Annotated in this window: 12 protein-coding genes, 1 tRNA gene and 1 pseudogene; 6 read left to right on the top strand and 8 right to left on the bottom strand. The window is 51.5% G+C overall.

Annotated features, from left to right (window positions below):
- Positions 1 to 145: 145 nt before the first annotated feature.
- Together KQP88_RS24225 and KQP88_RS24220 are read left to right on the top strand one after the other, a co-directional pair.
- Positions 146 to 778 carry a DUF4062 domain-containing protein gene (locus KQP88_RS24225; protein ID WP_216704396.1) on the top strand — a complete coding sequence of 211 codons (633 nt, stop codon included), beginning with the start codon at positions 146 to 148 and terminating at the stop codon, positions 776 to 778.
- Positions 771 to 2,213, top strand: coding sequence for an RNA-binding domain-containing protein (locus KQP88_RS24220; protein WP_216704395.1), 1,443 nt, complete (start codon positions 771 to 773; stop codon positions 2,211 to 2,213). The genes KQP88_RS24225 and KQP88_RS24220 overlap by 8 nt, the downstream gene beginning before the upstream one ends.
- Positions 2,214 to 2,282: 69 nt before the next feature.
- Here KQP88_RS24220 and KQP88_RS24215 read toward each other — a convergent pair whose 3' ends face one another.
- Positions 2,283 to 3,041 (bottom strand): hypothetical protein, encoded by a 759-nt coding sequence (locus KQP88_RS24215; RefSeq protein ID WP_216704394.1) that lies wholly within the window; start codon positions 3,039 to 3,041, stop codon positions 2,283 to 2,285.
- Positions 3,042 to 3,823: 782 nt separating this feature from the next.
- On the opposite strand from KQP88_RS24215, the gene KQP88_RS24210 reads away from it, so the two are divergent.
- A complete protein-coding gene (locus tag KQP88_RS24210) occupies positions 3,824 to 4,612 on the top strand; it encodes a hypothetical protein (protein ID WP_216704393.1) in 789 nt (262 codons plus the stop codon).
- A gap of 275 nt (positions 4,613 to 4,887) precedes the next feature.
- Here KQP88_RS24210 and KQP88_RS24205 read toward each other — a convergent pair whose 3' ends face one another.
- Both KQP88_RS24205 and KQP88_RS24200 read right to left on the bottom strand, forming a co-directional pair.
- Positions 4,888 to 5,202 (bottom strand): hypothetical protein, encoded by a 315-nt coding sequence (locus KQP88_RS24205; protein WP_216704392.1) that lies wholly within the window; start codon positions 5,200 to 5,202, stop codon positions 4,888 to 4,890.
- Between the two features lie 518 nt (positions 5,203 to 5,720).
- On the bottom strand, positions 5,721 to 6,710 hold the full coding sequence (locus KQP88_RS24200; protein WP_216704391.1) for an Abi family protein: 990 nt from the start codon (positions 6,708 to 6,710) through the stop codon (positions 5,721 to 5,723).
- A 445-nt stretch (positions 6,711 to 7,155) separates the two neighbouring features.
- On the opposite strand from KQP88_RS24200, the gene KQP88_RS24195 reads away from it, so the two are divergent.
- Together KQP88_RS24195 and KQP88_RS24190 are read left to right on the top strand one after the other, a co-directional pair.
- A complete protein-coding gene (locus KQP88_RS24195; RefSeq protein ID WP_216704390.1) occupies positions 7,156 to 8,745 on the top strand; it encodes a DUF6119 family protein in 1,590 nt (529 codons plus the stop codon).
- A 155-nt stretch (positions 8,746 to 8,900) separates the two neighbouring features.
- Entirely contained in the window at positions 8,901 to 10,418 is a 1,518-nt protein-coding gene (locus tag KQP88_RS24190) for an ApeA N-terminal domain 1-containing protein (RefSeq protein ID WP_216704389.1), read from the top strand.
- 250 nt (positions 10,419 to 10,668) lie between these two features.
- Here KQP88_RS24190 and KQP88_RS25355 read toward each other — a convergent pair.
- The 3 genes and pseudogenes from KQP88_RS25355 to KQP88_RS24175 form a co-directional block, all read right to left on the bottom strand.
- Positions 10,669 to 11,577, bottom strand: a pseudogene (locus tag KQP88_RS25355) (integrase domain-containing protein).
- 662 nt (positions 11,578 to 12,239) lie between these two features.
- On the bottom strand, positions 12,240 to 12,500 hold the full coding sequence (locus KQP88_RS24180; RefSeq protein ID WP_216704388.1) for a DUF6124 family protein: 261 nt from the start codon (positions 12,498 to 12,500) through the stop codon (positions 12,240 to 12,242).
- Positions 12,501 to 12,911: 411 nt separating this feature from the next.
- A tRNA-Thr gene (locus KQP88_RS24175) sits at positions 12,912 to 12,987 on the bottom strand.
- Positions 12,988 to 13,639: 652 nt separating this feature from the next.
- Here KQP88_RS24175 and KQP88_RS24170 point away from each other — a divergent pair.
- Positions 13,640 to 14,650 carry a J domain-containing protein gene (locus KQP88_RS24170; protein WP_216704387.1) on the top strand — a complete coding sequence of 337 codons (1,011 nt, stop codon included), beginning with the start codon at positions 13,640 to 13,642 and terminating at the stop codon, positions 14,648 to 14,650.
- A gap of 15 nt (positions 14,651 to 14,665) precedes the next feature.
- Here the strand turns inward: KQP88_RS24170 and KQP88_RS24165 are convergent, their stop codons facing one another.
- Both KQP88_RS24165 and KQP88_RS24160 read right to left on the bottom strand, forming a co-directional pair.
- Positions 14,666 to 15,469, bottom strand: a complete 804-nt coding sequence (locus tag KQP88_RS24165; RefSeq protein ID WP_117167438.1) for a 2OG-Fe(II) oxygenase — start codon at positions 15,467 to 15,469, stop codon at positions 14,666 to 14,668.
- Positions 15,470 to 15,494: 25 nt separating this feature from the next.
- The gene (locus KQP88_RS24160) at positions 15,495 to 16,328 is read right to left on the bottom strand and encodes a glycosyltransferase (RefSeq protein WP_216704386.1); all 834 of its coding nucleotides are present in this window, start codon (positions 16,326 to 16,328) and stop codon (positions 15,495 to 15,497) included.
- Positions 16,329 to 16,424 lie beyond the last annotated feature (96 nt).

The raw sequence follows: 16,424 nt of genomic DNA, 5'->3' as shown, positions 1-16,424 counted from the left end.
AGGCCGGGACGCTCAAGCTGTCAGGGCAGAGGCTGACGGTGGTGTGGTAATACTTGATTATTTCTTTCTGAGACAGAGCACTAGGCAGGCGAAGGTTGACGCTGTAACTTTTCGGCCCTGAAACCGAGGCCGGATCAACTAGAACATGGATGGTAAAAAACTCAAGATTATGGTGTCTTCCACTGTCTTTGGTGTGGAAGAGCTCCTGGATCGTGTCTACACGTTGCTGACCAGCTTCGGTTATGAGGTCTGGATGTCCCATAAAGGCACTGTTCCCGTCTTTTCCGAGGAGTCGGCATTTGAGAGCTGCCTGATGGCCGTGGAAAAATGCGATCTGTTTCTAGGTATCATTACCCCGCAATATGGCAGCGGAGTAGATAAAACGGGTATTTCCATCACCCATAAGGAAATAAAACGAGCTGTGGAACTGAAAAAGCCGCGCTGGTTTCTCGCCCATGACCATGTCGTATTCGCTCGGCGCTTGCTGGCCGACCTTGGCCATCGCAAACAGACCGAACGACACACGCTCACGCTCAAGCCCAAATCGACCTCAATCACTGATTTGAAAGTCATTGATATGTATGAAGACGCGACCATGGAGCACTTGCCTCTGGATGAGCGCCAGGGAAACTGGGTTCAGAAATATGAGCGCGATGACGATGCCAACCTGTTTGTCGTCGCGCAGTTCTCGCGATATCAGGACGTCGAACAACGGCTGCTGGATCATCTGGGCAACAGCAAAGATGTTGCCCAACGCTTGAGAGGCCAGGATGAATAAGACTCCCGCCGAACTTAGAGCATTTTTGCTGCTGGGTGAAAATCAGACTCTGGAATTCAAGAGTCATGCACGTCCTGAAAGCTGTGGTCCGCAGATTTGTGCGTTTCTCAATTCGCTGGGCGGGTATCTGGTATGTGGCGTTGGTAGGGACGGAGAGGTTCTGGGTATTGAAAGCGCAGCGCAGACAGCTCAAAAGCTGGAAGCCATGCTGAAGGCCCAGATCCAGCCGCCTGTGCTGTTTTCGTTTGAAGTTCAGGATATCGACGGCAAGCAAGTCCTGGTGATCGAAGTGCCTTCCGGCAAGGACGTTCCATACGCTTTTCGCAATGATATCTACATCCGTGAGGGTGAGCAGACACGTAAGGCCGATATTGAAACCATCCGCGATATGGTGCTGCGCAAGCAGGTTGAGCCTGAGCGTTGGGAGCGTCTGTTTTCAGCCGAACTGGACGAGCAACTGCTTTCTGCTTCGGCGTGTCGCAAATTGCTCTCCGCTTCGCGCATCCCGCTTGAGGCGAAGCAGTCGGAGCAGGGGCTTTTGCATCAACTGCAGTTATTGTCGCTGGCCAAGTATGGACGCATGACCAATGCCGCCGATGTATTGCTTGCCAGAGATCCTGTGCGGCGTCATCCGCAGGCCAGGGTGCGTGCTGTCTGCTATAGCAGCAAGACCGCTGATGAATACCAGGACCTGCAGCACTTTGCGGGCCCCATGACCGAGGTGATCGAGCAACTGTTCACCTTCATCATGCGCAACACGCCCTCGAGAGCGCGCTTCAGCAGCGACAGCACTCAGCGTGAAGACCTCCCTTTGTATCCCGAAATGGCTATCCGTGAAGGCATCGTCAACGCTTTTGCCCACCGTGACTACAGTAGCTTTTCCGGAGGCATCAAAGTGGAAATCAGTCCGTCACAGGTGCAGATCTGGAACTCGGGTGGATTGCCTGAAGGGGTCAGTGCTGAGCAACTCCAACAGGGGCACATTTCCGTATTGCGCAACCCGGATATTGCCCATGTTCTCTACCTGCTCGGTTACATGGAAAAGCTAGGGCGTGGAAGCGTATTGATTCGCCGAGCATGTGAAGATGCAGGTCTCCCTGCACCCATCTGGCACTCCGAAGGATCTTCCGGGGTTACGCTTACCTTCTTCGCCCCGGAAGTCACCCCGGAAGTCACCCCGGAAGTCACCCCGGAAGTCACCCCGGAAGTCGAAAAACTCATCCTGGCCTTGGATGGTGAAGTGAGCCGCATGGATCTTCAGCAGCAACTGAAGCTGAGCGATGCCGAGCACTTTCGCAAACAGTACCTGGTACCAGCTCTGGAGCAGGGGATCATAGCCATGACCGTCCCTGACAAGCCTACCAGCCGTAACCAGAAATATCGTCTGACCTCCCAAGGAGGCACGATCAGACGGCGTCTGGAAGGCAAACGGTAGATATCAGAGCAATGTACTGGGAGGCGCATTCGAGACGAGGCGAATGGCTGACGCCTACGCGCCTGTTTGTTAGCGCATCACGATTTCACTGAATTTGAGTGTCAGTAACTCACTGTTCACATCTTGAAAGGCCAGCTTGATCGCTGGTGTTTTATTCAGCTTGTCGCTGCTTTGCTGGAAGGCCAGCGTCACTCGTGTCGGTACGTTGCGAATTAGCTGAAATTGTAGCCGGTAGGTGTCTTCGACCTGCCCGACCCGAATTTTCTCGGGGTTCAGTGGGCCGCCGGACTCATCAAACAGTCGGGTACTGCCGTCAAAGCGGAAGAAACGATCCACATTCAGATTGGTCAGCACAAAAGTGCAATTAGGAAAGCGGCCAATGCTTTCACAGCCATCCAGCTCGATCCGTACGTTATCCAGCACCTCCATACGCTTGCCTAGAAGATTGCTGCCATCATTCTCGACGATCTTGGATTGCAGCTTGGCGAACTCAAAAGATGGCTTGGCGTATTCAGTGCCCAAAGTGAAAAAGCCAAAAGACAAAACGGCGACCATGAAGAACTGCAGTAATCCCCTGAACACCGGCATCAAGTTGCGTATCTGCCACCCTATGGATACGACACCCAGGAACAGGAATGTACTGACCAGCAACACTACGTTCTTCCAACTGATGAAGCTGAAGCCGAGCACACTAGGATCGGGTATCGCATAGGTAATCAGCGTCCACATGACCCCTAGTACAACGCCGATACCTGTCATGCCTTTGGCAATCCAGGAAGTGATTTTCTGAGTGCGGTTCAGAGGGGGGGATGAGTCTGGTGACGGCATCAACGGTGCTAACTCCTTGTCCCGTAGCCTGATCATCCTGTTTGAAGACGGCTAACGGATTATTGCGATAGAAACCCTTAGGTGAGGAAGGGTGGCCGAAAGCCATTATCCAGCAATGATGTGAGAGGTAAAGATGTGTAGCTCATACTTTTTAGCCGTCGCTCTCCTCGGTCTGCTCGCTTATGTGAAAGGCTTGGGTATTGCTTGAACTGACAGGTTTTCCACTATTTCATTTGTAATCCCACTCGATAGCAATCGTTATAAAGTTCTTCATCATCAATATGCGTGATCAAGACTTTTACACGTACTGCCCCGAACGGCTTTCTGTGAATGGGGTCACACGCCGCCCACGATGATTTTCAGTTCATCCTAGGTCTCGCTGTCAACAGTGTTCCTTGAGCAAGCCCCAGGCGCGGGCACCGTTGCTGCACGTCTGTACCGTTACCAAGGCGTGGAGTGGCCACGACCCAATCGGGGTGCGAACATTTAAAAAATGAAGCTGTTAATTTGCTTTCAGAAGTTTTAAAGTACTTACGTGAAAGTAAGTATGGGTAAAAGCCTGAAGATTGAGACAAGCTTTGTAAAAAAGTATTTCAATCGCCGAGGGTTAATAAGAAAAATAAAAACTTCCAATTACTCACCGGTAGGCAATAAAAATCAAGAAGTATTTATTGAATTAGATAATTCAGAATTTTAATTATACTTTTAATTCCTGTTCATTATTCTTCGGCAAGGATCTGGCTTTCTCATGGATAAGGTCTCCTTGGCCGAGGTAATTACAAATGGACAAACGAACTGCTAACCCGCTTTATTTAGTCATCCCTTTGATAGCGGGAGCAGTGGCATTGATTGCCAGTGAGCCTGTGCTGGCAGACCCACGTGCGCTGCGCATCGATTTGCCCGATCCACTTCCTCACGTACGAGTATTGACCGTCCTGATAGGCCTGCATCTTCTCGGCCTGTGTTTCGGCCTGGGCGGCGCGACCATGCTGGATTACTGGATCCTTCGCTGGATGCGCAAGGGCAGTCTGCCGGTTGAAATCAAGAGCACCTTCACCTTCATCAGCACCGTAGTCGCCATAGGCCTCGGCCTGCTATGGCTTTCCGGCCTGGGATTCCTCGCCCTCTACGGCCTGGAGTCCCCGGAAAAACTCAGCAACCCCAAACTCTGGGCAAAGGTATGCATAGTCGCCGCCCTGACCCTAAACGGCATGCTTATCCACGTATTCGTATTGCCCGTCGTGTTGCGCGACATGAGCCAACCGATTCTTGAAGGCGTATCGCGTACCCGCATCGCCATCTTCCTGGTATCAGGCGCACTCTCCGCAATGTCCTGGTACACCGCCTTTGCCCTCGGCATCTTCCGGGAACTGAACAATGGCGTTTCCTTCAATCTGCTGATCGTGTTGTGGCTGACTCTGATCGTCGCCGCCTCACTGGCCGCCAGTTTGCTCTGGATGCAGCTTCGTGATGCGCGGAAGAGGAGAGCGGTTAATGTTTTTGCGGATACGAGTGGGGTTGCGGCGGATGTGAGGGGTGAGGGCGAGATTGAGAGGGTTGTTGTTTCTTGATAGGGTCACCCTCTCGCTATCAATCGGTTTAGAAAGCCTTGCCAGAAAAAGCCTACGAAACAACAAGACACATACGTTGATTGCGTGGGCGCGGTCCGACTACTAGATTTGCAACCCTTTTTCCGTGTCGCAACGGTGGATGGCAGCTTCTTAATCCGCCTAAGGAACCAAGGATGACTCAAGCTCACCATACTCAGTGGCGAATTGATCGAGATCGAAGTGTAGTGTCAATTTCCGAATGGGCAGGACGCGGCTAGCCACTTTGCCTTCTGGCGTCACTGGATTTTGCCAATGCTGCGCAGCCAAACCTCAACTTTGGTTGCTTCGGCAACAGAGCTTGCGCTGGTGGCTATGGCAAATGTGTCTTGGGCCAGTTGGTCTTCCAATCTGATGCCGCATTTACGTGCAGCCAGTACAAACGGCAGCACGGAAGGTGTGGTAGACCACAACTGATATTCTTCCCAGCTCATACCGAGATGCTCATGCAGCTCGATGTCCGCACCTTGGCGCCCTTCGTGCCAGTCTTCCACGAACTGATCGATTTCTTCTTCCAGTACGTCGCCTTTCAGGCAAAGCTCAACAAAACTCATATGAACTCGATACCGGGCTTTACATTGAAAAGACCGATGTTGAAATCGCGGGTCGTTGCATGAGCCTGGGGCGAATGTGGTGTTGATCTGATCATGTCGAATCTCCCTGATTGGTTGAGCCGACACCTTCTGCTGTCAATCAGAATGGTGGCGACTGTACGCGGGTTGACAGACCAGGAATCAAGGAACCCGGCGCACACGAATGTGCCCCACGAACAGCCGCCATAACGCAATCCGCGTGGCTGATAGAGGGTGTTGCGCTTCGATTGAACGGCCTGTCAAACCGATCGCTGTGATCAGCGACGCAGCGAGGTTAGGCCTTGGTTTACGTGAGGCGCAAGACGGGCAAGAGGATATCCTTAAAGTTCAGAAGGGTCCTACAGCTTGATGGGGTTTATGAGGGAAGGTTGTTTCTGTTTGTTTGCCTAGGGTCGTAGTCGGTCTGCTCTATTTGTGACAGGCCACGATTTTTTATTTGAGTGATCAAGCAAGGCAATCGTGGTCTATTTCTGGCTTCCTTACTCCAAACACCATTGCTGCTGGCGTTTCCAATCATTTGGAAATCCCATCAGTCTCAAATAACCCAATTCCTGTTGATCCATGATTTCGGCCAGGCGAAATTTCCACTGGCTGTCTGGACTGATCAAGTCGGTCAGATAGGCTAGCATCGTCAATACGATGTACAGCCGCTGTTTGGGTTGAGGCTGACCAGCATGCGCATTTGGGATGATCCATTCGTTGGGGAGGGAGGGACGAATCGAGAGCTCTCGGTTCCATAGTCGTGAGTGATGGGCACAGCAGTTTCGAATGAAGGTAAGGGTGTGGAGCCAAGAGGCCAGGACTTCGAAAGGCAGATTGAATCTGCTAGCGATCGCTTTCTTGTCGACACTTTTGCCTATGGCATTGAAGAGGGTAGACACCGTTCCAAGGCTGAGCTCTTCCAGAACAGCCCAAGCGGGCGGTAACTCAGGATGGGCGTAAGTCGATCCGTAGAATCGAAAATAGTTATCGCGCATGCGGTTTTCAATCCGCTGTTGCTGGACGCCATCAGCCTGACGGCTCTTTTTTATGCGGTCTATCTCACGTCCAAGTTTGTTACGTTCCTTGCTCAGTTGATCTCGCAAGGGACGCAGTAGATCCGAGTGTGAATATGACGAGGAAAAGACGGACGCATCAGCTATCCAGCCAGGCCCATACTTGGGGCTCATGTGATTGCTCATAGTCGCGCGTATGGCGACTTCGACACGTTCGATGGCATCCATGGTGATGCGTCGTAATGAACCGTCGAAGCGGTAGATGTCGACGACTGCTTTCAGAGTGCTACCGGGCTTGAAGTTGTGTTCAGGGTCTGGCCCTTGGAAGGGGCTCATGTAGGGGCTCAAGCGAAACAGCGTGACCACTTCCAGAAAACGCATAGCCCGATCATCGTTGGCGACGTGCAGGCCTCGTTGCTTTAGCAGTTCCAATTGCTGTTCTACGCTGAGGGCCGGCTTATCGAAGGGCCTCATGTAGTTTCTCCGGGCAAAAAAAACCCGCACGATTTGAGCTTGCTGACTGGGTCAACCTAGGCTTGGCGGGTGTGTTGGGGTGCATTATAGGTAGGTGTTAGAGCCCGTCAATGTTGCGTTAGCGTGAAATTGTAACGGCTAGGGCGTGGGCTTTGTTTTGGGCACCAGGAGTCGAATTATCCGTTAACATTATGATTTTCAAAGAAATTTAAAGCTCTCCTCCTGATTGGAATCGCTAAAACTATCCTAAAGCCACCCCGTTGATTTCATATTTTATTCATTAGAACTCTCTAGGTAGCTTAGTAAACCCGACTGGAGTTGTATGGCTTTGAGAAAATCCATGAAAGAGGGCCAGTAATTTTCTAGCATGCGCACATGTTGCGTTGGGGATTCAGAAATGGCACCTTTAGTGCTCGCTAGGGAAGATACTCCAAAGGAGGCGGGCATGGCCAATACTTATAATATATACAAGGTAAAACCCCATAAGTTGGAGCAGCTCAAAGATAAGCTCCGGGCGGTGGGGTTAGCTGAGCAGAAGACTCATGTTGCAAATGCTTACTCAAAGACATTTTACTATTCTGAAGTTAATCCGGGGAATGACGTTTGGTGGTGGGATACTTATCGGACCTTCTTTAAAGATGATTTGCCAGCACCTAAAAATATTTTCAATTTCGGGATGTTGCTTTGCCAGCATACAGTCCAGCCTGAAACAATTTATGCGGTAAGCTTGGGTAAGTCGCACTTTTATCTATCTAAATTTATCCAGCTTGATTTTGGTATTGACTTGGCCATTCGTATGGCAGACGAAAATTCAATATTGCTGAAGAAAAGTTGCTACTTTACGGGTACAAAAAGACAGGATGTTTCTTCGTACCAGCAATTTCAGATTGATAGTTACGAGCCTGGGGAGTCGGTTGATCACCTCAAGCTAAAAGCAGCAGACAAGGATATTTGGGGCAAACGTAATATTATCTTTGCAGACTCTATCCAAATGGACATGGATAAGGCTCCGCTTGAATTATCAGAAATTTTTGAACAGATTGAGAAAAGTTACCAGGATGATAAAATTATACACTTGCCAAAATTGGAGGCTGTGACAGAGGAGTTGAGCGGTGAGCTGGATTCTGTAGCGTTTGAGAGTTTGAAGCGTGGTGAGGGGGGCGTCGCCATTCAGGAGTTCCAAGTGCACGGGGTTGCAATATGCTTTAGTTTTCATGACTACGACTATCGAATTTCAGCAAGAACTGAGGGTAATATATTCCGCAAGAACTTAGGGAATACGCTAGACATTGCTAGTGTCTCAGGCTTTATTCAAGACCATGCAGAGATTACAAACATTAATGAGATCTCTGTCCAGTTTAAGAACGAGGAGTCTGGGGCTTTTACTAAGCCGCTTAAAGAGCTGCTCGACTTTCCGATATCCTTCGATGGTGCAGATTACTTCCTAAAGGGCGGGGAGTGGTTTGTATTTAACCAGACTTTCATGGATTATCTGAAGCGTTCCTTAGAAAGTATCGATATAGTTGTTGAAGAAGATTTAGTAGAAGCAGACTTTCAGCGATGGAAAGCTGAGAAAGAGCGAAAAATCGCTGCCAACGAGCCAGTCGATGATAAGCTAACCTATCGGGAAGCATATTTTAACCAGAAAATATGTGCTGAGCGTGGGTTTGTATTGCTTGATAGGCAGTTGACTCTGATACAGTCACTAAAGAAAAAGAAAAACCAGTACCGGGTTGAGGTCGCTGATATATATAAGTCAGGTGAGATCATTTCTGTAAAGATTTCTGAGACCAACTCTGAATTGATCTACAATATCGAGCAGTCCAAAGATTCCATAGAGCTAATCAAAAGGAAGACGATAACATTTGACAAGTCAATAAAAACGGCTTCGTTGTGGTTTGTATTTGAGGGTGATATAGAAAAGATCACTGACTACAATTCCATTCAGTTTCTTCTAGCTGTGGAGTCATGGCACAAGCTTGTCAAGGGGTTCGGGCTTAAGCCAAAGATATACATATCGAAGCATGTTATCTAAGTTTCAAGGTGTGGCTGGCTGTATTTACAGGTGATGCACATTTTAGATTTTTGACATGTCCACAATTGCTTAATTGCCTATCTTGTACATATAAATTGCCTTTTTGTTAATCATGGATACGTGGTTCCTTTATAGTTGACTGCTGGTGACTCCTTATGCATACGCACGAACAGTACAATGGAATTTTTCTTTCAACTGATAGCCAGTTTGCCGGGCTTCTAAAGGTTGCGGGAGCGAACAGTAACCTGAAACTTGTTGGGCAGAAATTCTGGGAGTGTCCCGAAGCCGAATATACAGATATTCATGGGGTGATGAACGATGGTAAAAAGGCCTCGCTTCTGGATTGTGTGCTGAATGGTAAGAAGAAATATAGGTTCGATGACAACTCGCAATGTGAAAGCATTTTCTTCCCACACTATATCGCTGTCGGTGAAGAGTTCATTCGCTCTGGTGAGCGCGTCATTCAGGCAGTTCGCTACCATTTCGAGAACGTCGATTGTCTTTTAAGCAGTCACAAAACTTTCAAGGCGTTACACCCAGACGTAGAAGACGTTCGCCAGCTACTTGAGAGCGATCACAAGCGTCAGGAGCAAATAGGAGAAACTTATGGGTGGGCAAAACTCGAATTTGACCCTCAAATTGGTGATTATCCGCATCTTCTGTATTTCAGCGGCGCATGGGAAATATTAGCTGGTCAATCGGATGTTGGCAAAATATCATTGACGAATAGGACTTCTCATAACATGGGAAGTGCTGCCGGAATCGGAATAAGCAATGAAGTCACTGTTAATATCGAATTTAAAGAAGCTAAGACACTCGGCATAGCGATTGATGCACTTATAAGCTTGCACAGTTTGTTTGAGCTTATCCTTGGACACCGTCAGCGTTATCGCTGGATTGAGCTCGAACTCACCCATCGCTCAACGGCCCCGGCGCCTGATATTCCTAGTTGTGCACGCTTATATTGGAGCCTGTGCAACGAACGTGTTGACGGTGATTCAAAGATCAGTCTCGGCGACGCCCTTTTGTCTCCAGAACGACGTCCCGAAGAATTTTCCAAAGTAATGACAGGTTGGATCAATAGTACTGGGAGTATGAGTCGCCCCAGGACACGATTCGCGACTGCCTTCTTTGACAGCTATAGTGTCAATCGTATAGTTGGTGCTGCCAATATGTTTGACTTGTTGCCTGAGAGCCATGCGCCTAAAGTAAAGGAAGCAGATGCTTTGCTCAAAGATGCAGTGAAAAAATGCCGTGATATATTCAAAGAGTTGCCGGATAGCTTCGCTAGGCAGTCTGTTCTATCGAGCTTAGGGAGAATTGGAAATGCAAGTTTGCGCGATAAAATATATCACCGAGCTGAAAAAGTAATTTCGGCGGTTGGAGAAAAATTTCCAGATTTGTATTTGCCATGTAATCATGCGGTATTGTCACGTAATCACTATGTGCATGGCAGCAAGGGTTCATTTGACTATGAAAGTAATTTCACGGAGTTTGCCTTCCTTACTGATACTCTGGAGTTTGTTTTCGCTGCATCTGATCTACTGGATCTTGGGTGGGATTTGAAAGCCTGGATCGAGCAAGAAACATCAATGACACATCCGTTTGGAGTGTATGCAAGAAATTATTTAGAAAATGTTAATCGCTTAAAGAATCTCCTTGAGCTTCCATGAATTCTCTAAGAGGCGAATGAGTGCTCGTACCGTCAAATAATAATATTTTGTCGCCTTGCTGTGTTGAGTGAGGCGATGAACTAAAAAACCATGCGACATCTTTTCTTTGCCAAGCCCAAGGGGGTTCTAACTGTCAGCGTTCTGCTATTTCCTTTTGGATGCTCCTTCCCTGACGTAGATGCCGTTTTCCGTGTTACATGCGAGCCAGCCAGCACACCAGCTAGGAGCAGTTCCATGTCGAATGGCTTCCTCATGTCCGTCCTCCAATGTAGGCAGCGACTACATTGATCCGACCGTGTCCCAGCTCATAGCTGATCTGCCTCCGGGCTTCACGATCAAGGCTCCTATCTACCAGACAACTTTGGCCGCCGTTGATAGGTGCGCGGTATTGGGTGATTTGCTCATAGCGATCACATGCATACGCCGCCCGTAGCTCATGAAAGCCTTTGAGGTTGTGGGCATGGAGGATATCCCGCGAGAACGTTCAGGTAGCTTTCGTTTGGCGCAATAAGGTGGCGGCTGTGCGCAGGCGACACCTTTCGCGCAAACCCAAGTGCACTTCGAACATGGTCGTCCACGGCAAGCCAATGTGGCGCCGAGGTACCGGCGCGGCCGCCTTTGGTGCCGTCTTGAATGTTCATCCTGCTAGGTTGTTAGCCTCGCGGCTTAGTCGTGGCAGATCCGCCAAGATGGCCTCACGCAAGCGCATGCCGGTGGCTCGCGCCAACAGAATGATCGCGGCGGCCCGCAACTGATCACGACTGCAAAGCGCATCGACGATCTGCTTAACCTGCTCGCGGCTTTGGCCCTGTGGTACAGACTGTCGAACCCCGGTGCGCTGTATTCCCAACGCCTTGCTCGGGCTTGGCAATTTCACGCAATGATCACCGCGAAGCGCCGCCATGGTCCTGTTAACGCTGGATAGCCGATTTTATGCAGTACTGACGGCGAGGTCACTGCGCCCAACCACATCGCGCAGATACGCCGTATAGTCGGCCAACACCTTCCGATCAATCTGCCGCGTGTCATTGATACCGGGGCCCTGTTCGGAGCGGAACTACCTCACGAATGCCTACCACCGATCACAGTGCGCCTTGACCGTGCCGTAGTGGCCTCCGCCGAACATGTCTTTCAGCGCTTGCCGCCCCGCGTAGCTCAACTATCTGCCGTAGCCGAAATTGCGGCCATCACGTCTACCCACCAATGCCATATTGGTCACCTCATCTTCTGCGCTCCAGTCCTCGCCCCACGTCATCCCGCCAAGAATGCTGAGTGTTATCAGTGATCAAGGGCCCTGCGACCTGTGAGGGTTGTCCACTAACGCGGGACTGGCGACTCCTTACGACCGGGAGCATGGGCAACTTATGATCTGGCCTCCGGAGCACCGATACCGGTGGGCGGGTGGTGGAGGCTGCATTGGCTGACGAAACCAGCGCCGCGAGATCCTGAGCCGTATGAAGGCAGCTATGCGGTGATCGGGGCATGCCTAGCTGTCAGCCAAGTGCAGTCCAATCCATGGTCTGCGGCACCATCATCTACATCGCTGTTGCTGGAGACATCGGCGTTTGTCACACCGACTGTCACGAGGGGGGAATGCCGCAAATGCAGCAGAGTTAGGAGACGCCCCTCTCATTCCGGTAGAAAGAGACGGACGCAGGTTGGCTTAATGAAATGGCCAAACGTATTGGTCACTGCAAGGTAGCTATGAAAAGAAATAAGCTGCCAGACGATAAATCTCTTTCGCCCTGACACCTGTGGATAATTCCGATCCGCGCCCACACTTCCATAACGGCTTCAGCGATATCCACAGCGAATGGCTTCTTACACCGCCAACGGCCTCTTCTCCAACCCAACCACCGAAGCTTCCACCAACGCCAACGCAGCCTCTATCTGATGCACCACGGCCCGAGCCAGCGGTCGGTATTCCTTTGAGCTGTTATCCGCCGTTTCATGAGCGGTGGCTGCTGCGCAGGTCAGGTATTCGGATGCGAGTATCAGCGCGTCTTCAACGCTGACGCCTTGCTTTACGGTGAACAGGCTGGTGGTGATATCGCGGGGTGGGGTTGGGGTGGTTTCGATCATGGTGACTCCTTGACGTAGTTGAGCCATCACTTTCGCGACTAAACGAAGGTGGCGGCCATGCACGGGTTAGTCGACCGGAACGTCAAGCACCCGGCGCACCCGAAGGTGCCCCGTGCACAGCTACCATAAAGCATTACGCCGGTCTCGATGACGCGGCGCTGGCTAGGGGCGCATGTTGGCTTGACGTGTTCGGGCGACTAAACCCGGTCGCTGGTTTTGGCGACAGGCAGGAAGGTAGTCGTGGCGTCAGGCATCTACAAGCGGTTGCTAGGGGGATTGCTGAAGTTCAGAAGAGTCCTACAGCGTTGGTGGGCGGTTAACTGGCCCCGTCGCGAGCAAGCTCCCTCCCACAAAAGCTCACCCCAAACAAAAAAGGCCCACCTTTCGGTGAGCCTCTTTTGGTACTTCGTATGGTGCCGGCACCAGGAGTCGAACCCGGGACCTACTGATTACAAGTCAGTTGCTCTACCAACTGAGCTATACCGGCGTAATGGGCTGCGAGTATATAGAGTCTGTTGCGCTTGTAAAGCCTAGCTGTCTGATTCGGTTGAAAAAAACCGAGGAGTGGTGTGGCCTGTGGTCTGAATGCAGGATTGCTACGGGTCGATATGTAGGGGATTTCTCCGGTTGCTGGGCGATGAGGCTGGAGGGTGACGCTGAAAGCAGGGCAGTTGGGCGTTGTCTTGGGTGCCCGTGCTATGGGGCTGATGCTTACCCGGTATTCGGATTTTTTGAGCGGGCCTTTTGAATCAGGTGCTTGAGTGGTGATGGCAATCCGCACTGGTTTTTCTCTTGGGACAGCTATTGGCGATTTGCCCCCATTTGCGGGGCTGGGGGGGCTTGCATAAGCTTGGTTTCAACGGCCCGGACCACTGGCAACACGGAAAGGGTTGTTGGCTTTTCAGCGACAGGACAAGGATTGTCATGAGTATTCGAGGGATCGAGACCTTGCCACGGTATGCAGTAAACCGCTGGTCGGGGGTTGTCTGAAAAGTAGTCATTTTTAATCTGAACTAATGCTTCAAAAAATGCCCGGGTCCAAGGATCCGGGCATTTCAGTCTGTCGTGGACTGATGTAAGAGCAAATCTTGCCGATATAGAGCTTGTTAAGTGGCATGTCGCCATGGATTGCAAGACGTATGCAGAGAACTCTTACTCATTACGAGCAGCTCAAGGTCGCTCGCGATGCCTCTCCTGAACAGATCAAGAAGGCCTATCGCAAGCTGGCCCAGCAGTTGCACCCGGACAGGAATCCGGCCCCCGACGCTTCAGACAGGATGTGCATTCTCAATGCCTCTCATGATGTGTTGGCTGATGCTGCAAAGCGCGCCGCCTATGACGCCCAGCTTGCGTATGAAGAGCAAAGAGCCAGAGAGGCCTATCTGCGCAGCCGACAGCTGCAAACAGCCGGTGCGCGCGCTGCCAGTGCCTACGCGGCGGCTGCGCCTGCCACCCGGCCCGTGCAACCTCGTGCGGCGCAGCCGAATACGTCTCAGGCCGGTCCATCCTCAAAGGTTTCGCGTCGCAAGCGACGGCGCAGTGTGTTGCGTTGGGCGCTGGTGTTCATGATTTTTTGCGGAGCCGGTGTCTGGATGGGGTATGACCCGAACGCAGGCAAGGCCTATGTGCCGACCGAGGCGTTGCCGGTTGCTCATTCCTGGGTAAAGCCAGCACCAGTTCCCGCACCTGAAGAAGCTCCGGTGGGAAATCCGATCAAGCTGGTGGATCCGGCCCAGCCCGAGTGCGTGATACCGGATCTCGACCCGATGGGCGCTGCATGGCCGCAGAAGGCGGGTTATGTGAAGGACATGCCGCTGCGCAAGGACAACGGCTGGTCGCAGATCATCATCGACAATACGGGCGGTGAGTCGGCGGTTTACGCCAAGGTCACCGATGCGGTGGGCCGCAATGCCTTTCGGCATGCGTTCATTCCGGCCGGATCGGTGTTCGCTTTCTCCAAGATGGACGCCGGCCTGTACCTGCTCAAATACAAGATGCTCAACACCGGCTGTGCGTTCGCCTCGAACCGGATTCTGCTCGAGGAAACGCCCATGGGCAGCCAGGTCAAATCCAGTGTCTACAAGCTGACACTGCGCAAGCTACAGAACCGCAATTCGCAGTTCTCCAACCTGAAAAACGATCAGTTCTGACGGCTGCCAGATCCTTCAGTTTTTCTTTCTGATGAGCTTGTTCAGGTAGTACCTGGGGCTGATGAGGTCTTTGGGCCTTGGCTTGTAGTGGGTCTTGTTTCTTTGCGTGGGGTCGATTGGCCCCTTTGATGCGGTGTAGTAGTAAAGCGCAACCGAGCGGCGAGTGATGTGCTCGGGCGTCGTCAGCGGTTCCGGGTGACCGTGGTTACTGTCGGCGTCGGTGTTGAAGATCACGCAGCGGTTGTAGATCGGCAGGACTTTCTTCAGGCATGTGCGCATGTCCACATCCCAGAGTTCCAGATTGCCGCCGTATTCCTCTTTCCAGTCCGGGTTGAGGTAAATGATGGCGTTGATGCGGCGGTCGATATTGAGCTTCTTGTTCAGCCTGAAGTCCGAGTGCACGCCCAGGAAGCCGCCCTTCTTGGTTTCATGCAGGCCGCCGCCGGTGAAGTAGGGGTCAGGTATCAGGCCTTCGATGCCGGTGAGCTTTTCAAGAAAGTGCAGCATGGGGGCCGAGTTGAAGGCGCTGAAGATCTTCTTCAGGTGAGGGTCGCATTCATTGGGGCTGATCTGTCTTTTGTGCTGCCCCTTGTAGCCGCGCTCGTAGAGCATTTCGTTGTCGGTCGGCTCGGCGGGGAAGTGTTCGCAGATGCTGGCGATCAGGTCCGGCGGTAGAAAGTCGTCGAGGACGATATGCGCGAACGGTGTGGCCTGTGTGTAGCTATCGGTCAGCGACTGGCCCAGCTCGCCAGCGGCTGCCAGGTCGAAATCAAGCTCTGGAGCCAGGGTAATGGGCAGTGTGTGGTGAGTCGCAGTCATTGCCGCTCCAATAGTCGGAAATTCATCAGGTGTTCATTGTCGGCGCATTTTGCCTGCGAGCGTTGTTCTTGTTGATACGCTCCAGGATCTCGTTGTACATCTTGACCCGGCGATGCGTCGTGTCATAGCCACCGGCTGCCGAAACAGTACCTGCCTGGATGTGGTCCAGGTAGCTGAATATCTTGCGTGGTGACAGAAACTCGATGTCATAGCCAAGCTCGACCATGGTGTCCTGCAGGGTATAACCCGGCACCCGCTCATCCATCTGGAAGTGCAGGTTGTGCTGCTTCATCAGCTTGGTGTTCCACAAGGTGCAGAAGCTTTTCAGGTGGGCTTCGCGGTAGGGCTTCGGCTGTTTGGAGCGCAGGCCCAGAGCGAGTTTCAGGCGACGGAAGTGATGTTTGAACAGGCGGGAACTGAAGCGCCAGATGGTTCTGGCCGTGCCACGGTTCAGCTGTTCTACACAGCCGACTGCTGCAACTTTCGGGTTCCTGATGCACTTCTTCAGCATCATGGAAAACACCTTCTTGTCGAAGATGAATGTATCGGTGTGCAGCAGGAACAGGTAATCGGTTTCGGTCCGCTCGAGAATCATGTCGAGAGCCTTGCCGTGAGCGATGTGACCACACTCCGGTCCGGGGCTCTTGCGCTCGATCAGGTTGATCCAGTCCAGTGTGCGCAGGTATTCGGTGCTGTCATCGGCGGAATCGTTGTCCACCACCCAGACCTGATGCGGGGTGTTGCCCAGATGCTGTTGCAATAGATCCAGGCATATCTTGGTAATTTCGAGAGTCTTGTAATTGACTATGGCAATGCTGAAGGTAGGTGTTTTATCAGATACAGAATCAGAATTGCTCATCGTCATGTACTCATTAATCGCTTGGACGCAGGCGCAAAAATCGGTTTCGCATTTAATTGTTTCTTTATGTTTCCTGAAAGACGCCCACGCATGTAG

Origin of the sequence: Pseudomonas lijiangensis (assembly GCF_018968705.1) — a bacterium.
GTDB classification, from domain to species: Bacteria; Pseudomonadota; Gammaproteobacteria; order Pseudomonadales; family Pseudomonadaceae; genus Aquipseudomonas; species Aquipseudomonas lijiangensis.
The sequence above is the reverse complement of the archived record's forward strand: the minus strand, read 5'-3'. Positions and strand labels throughout refer to the sequence as shown.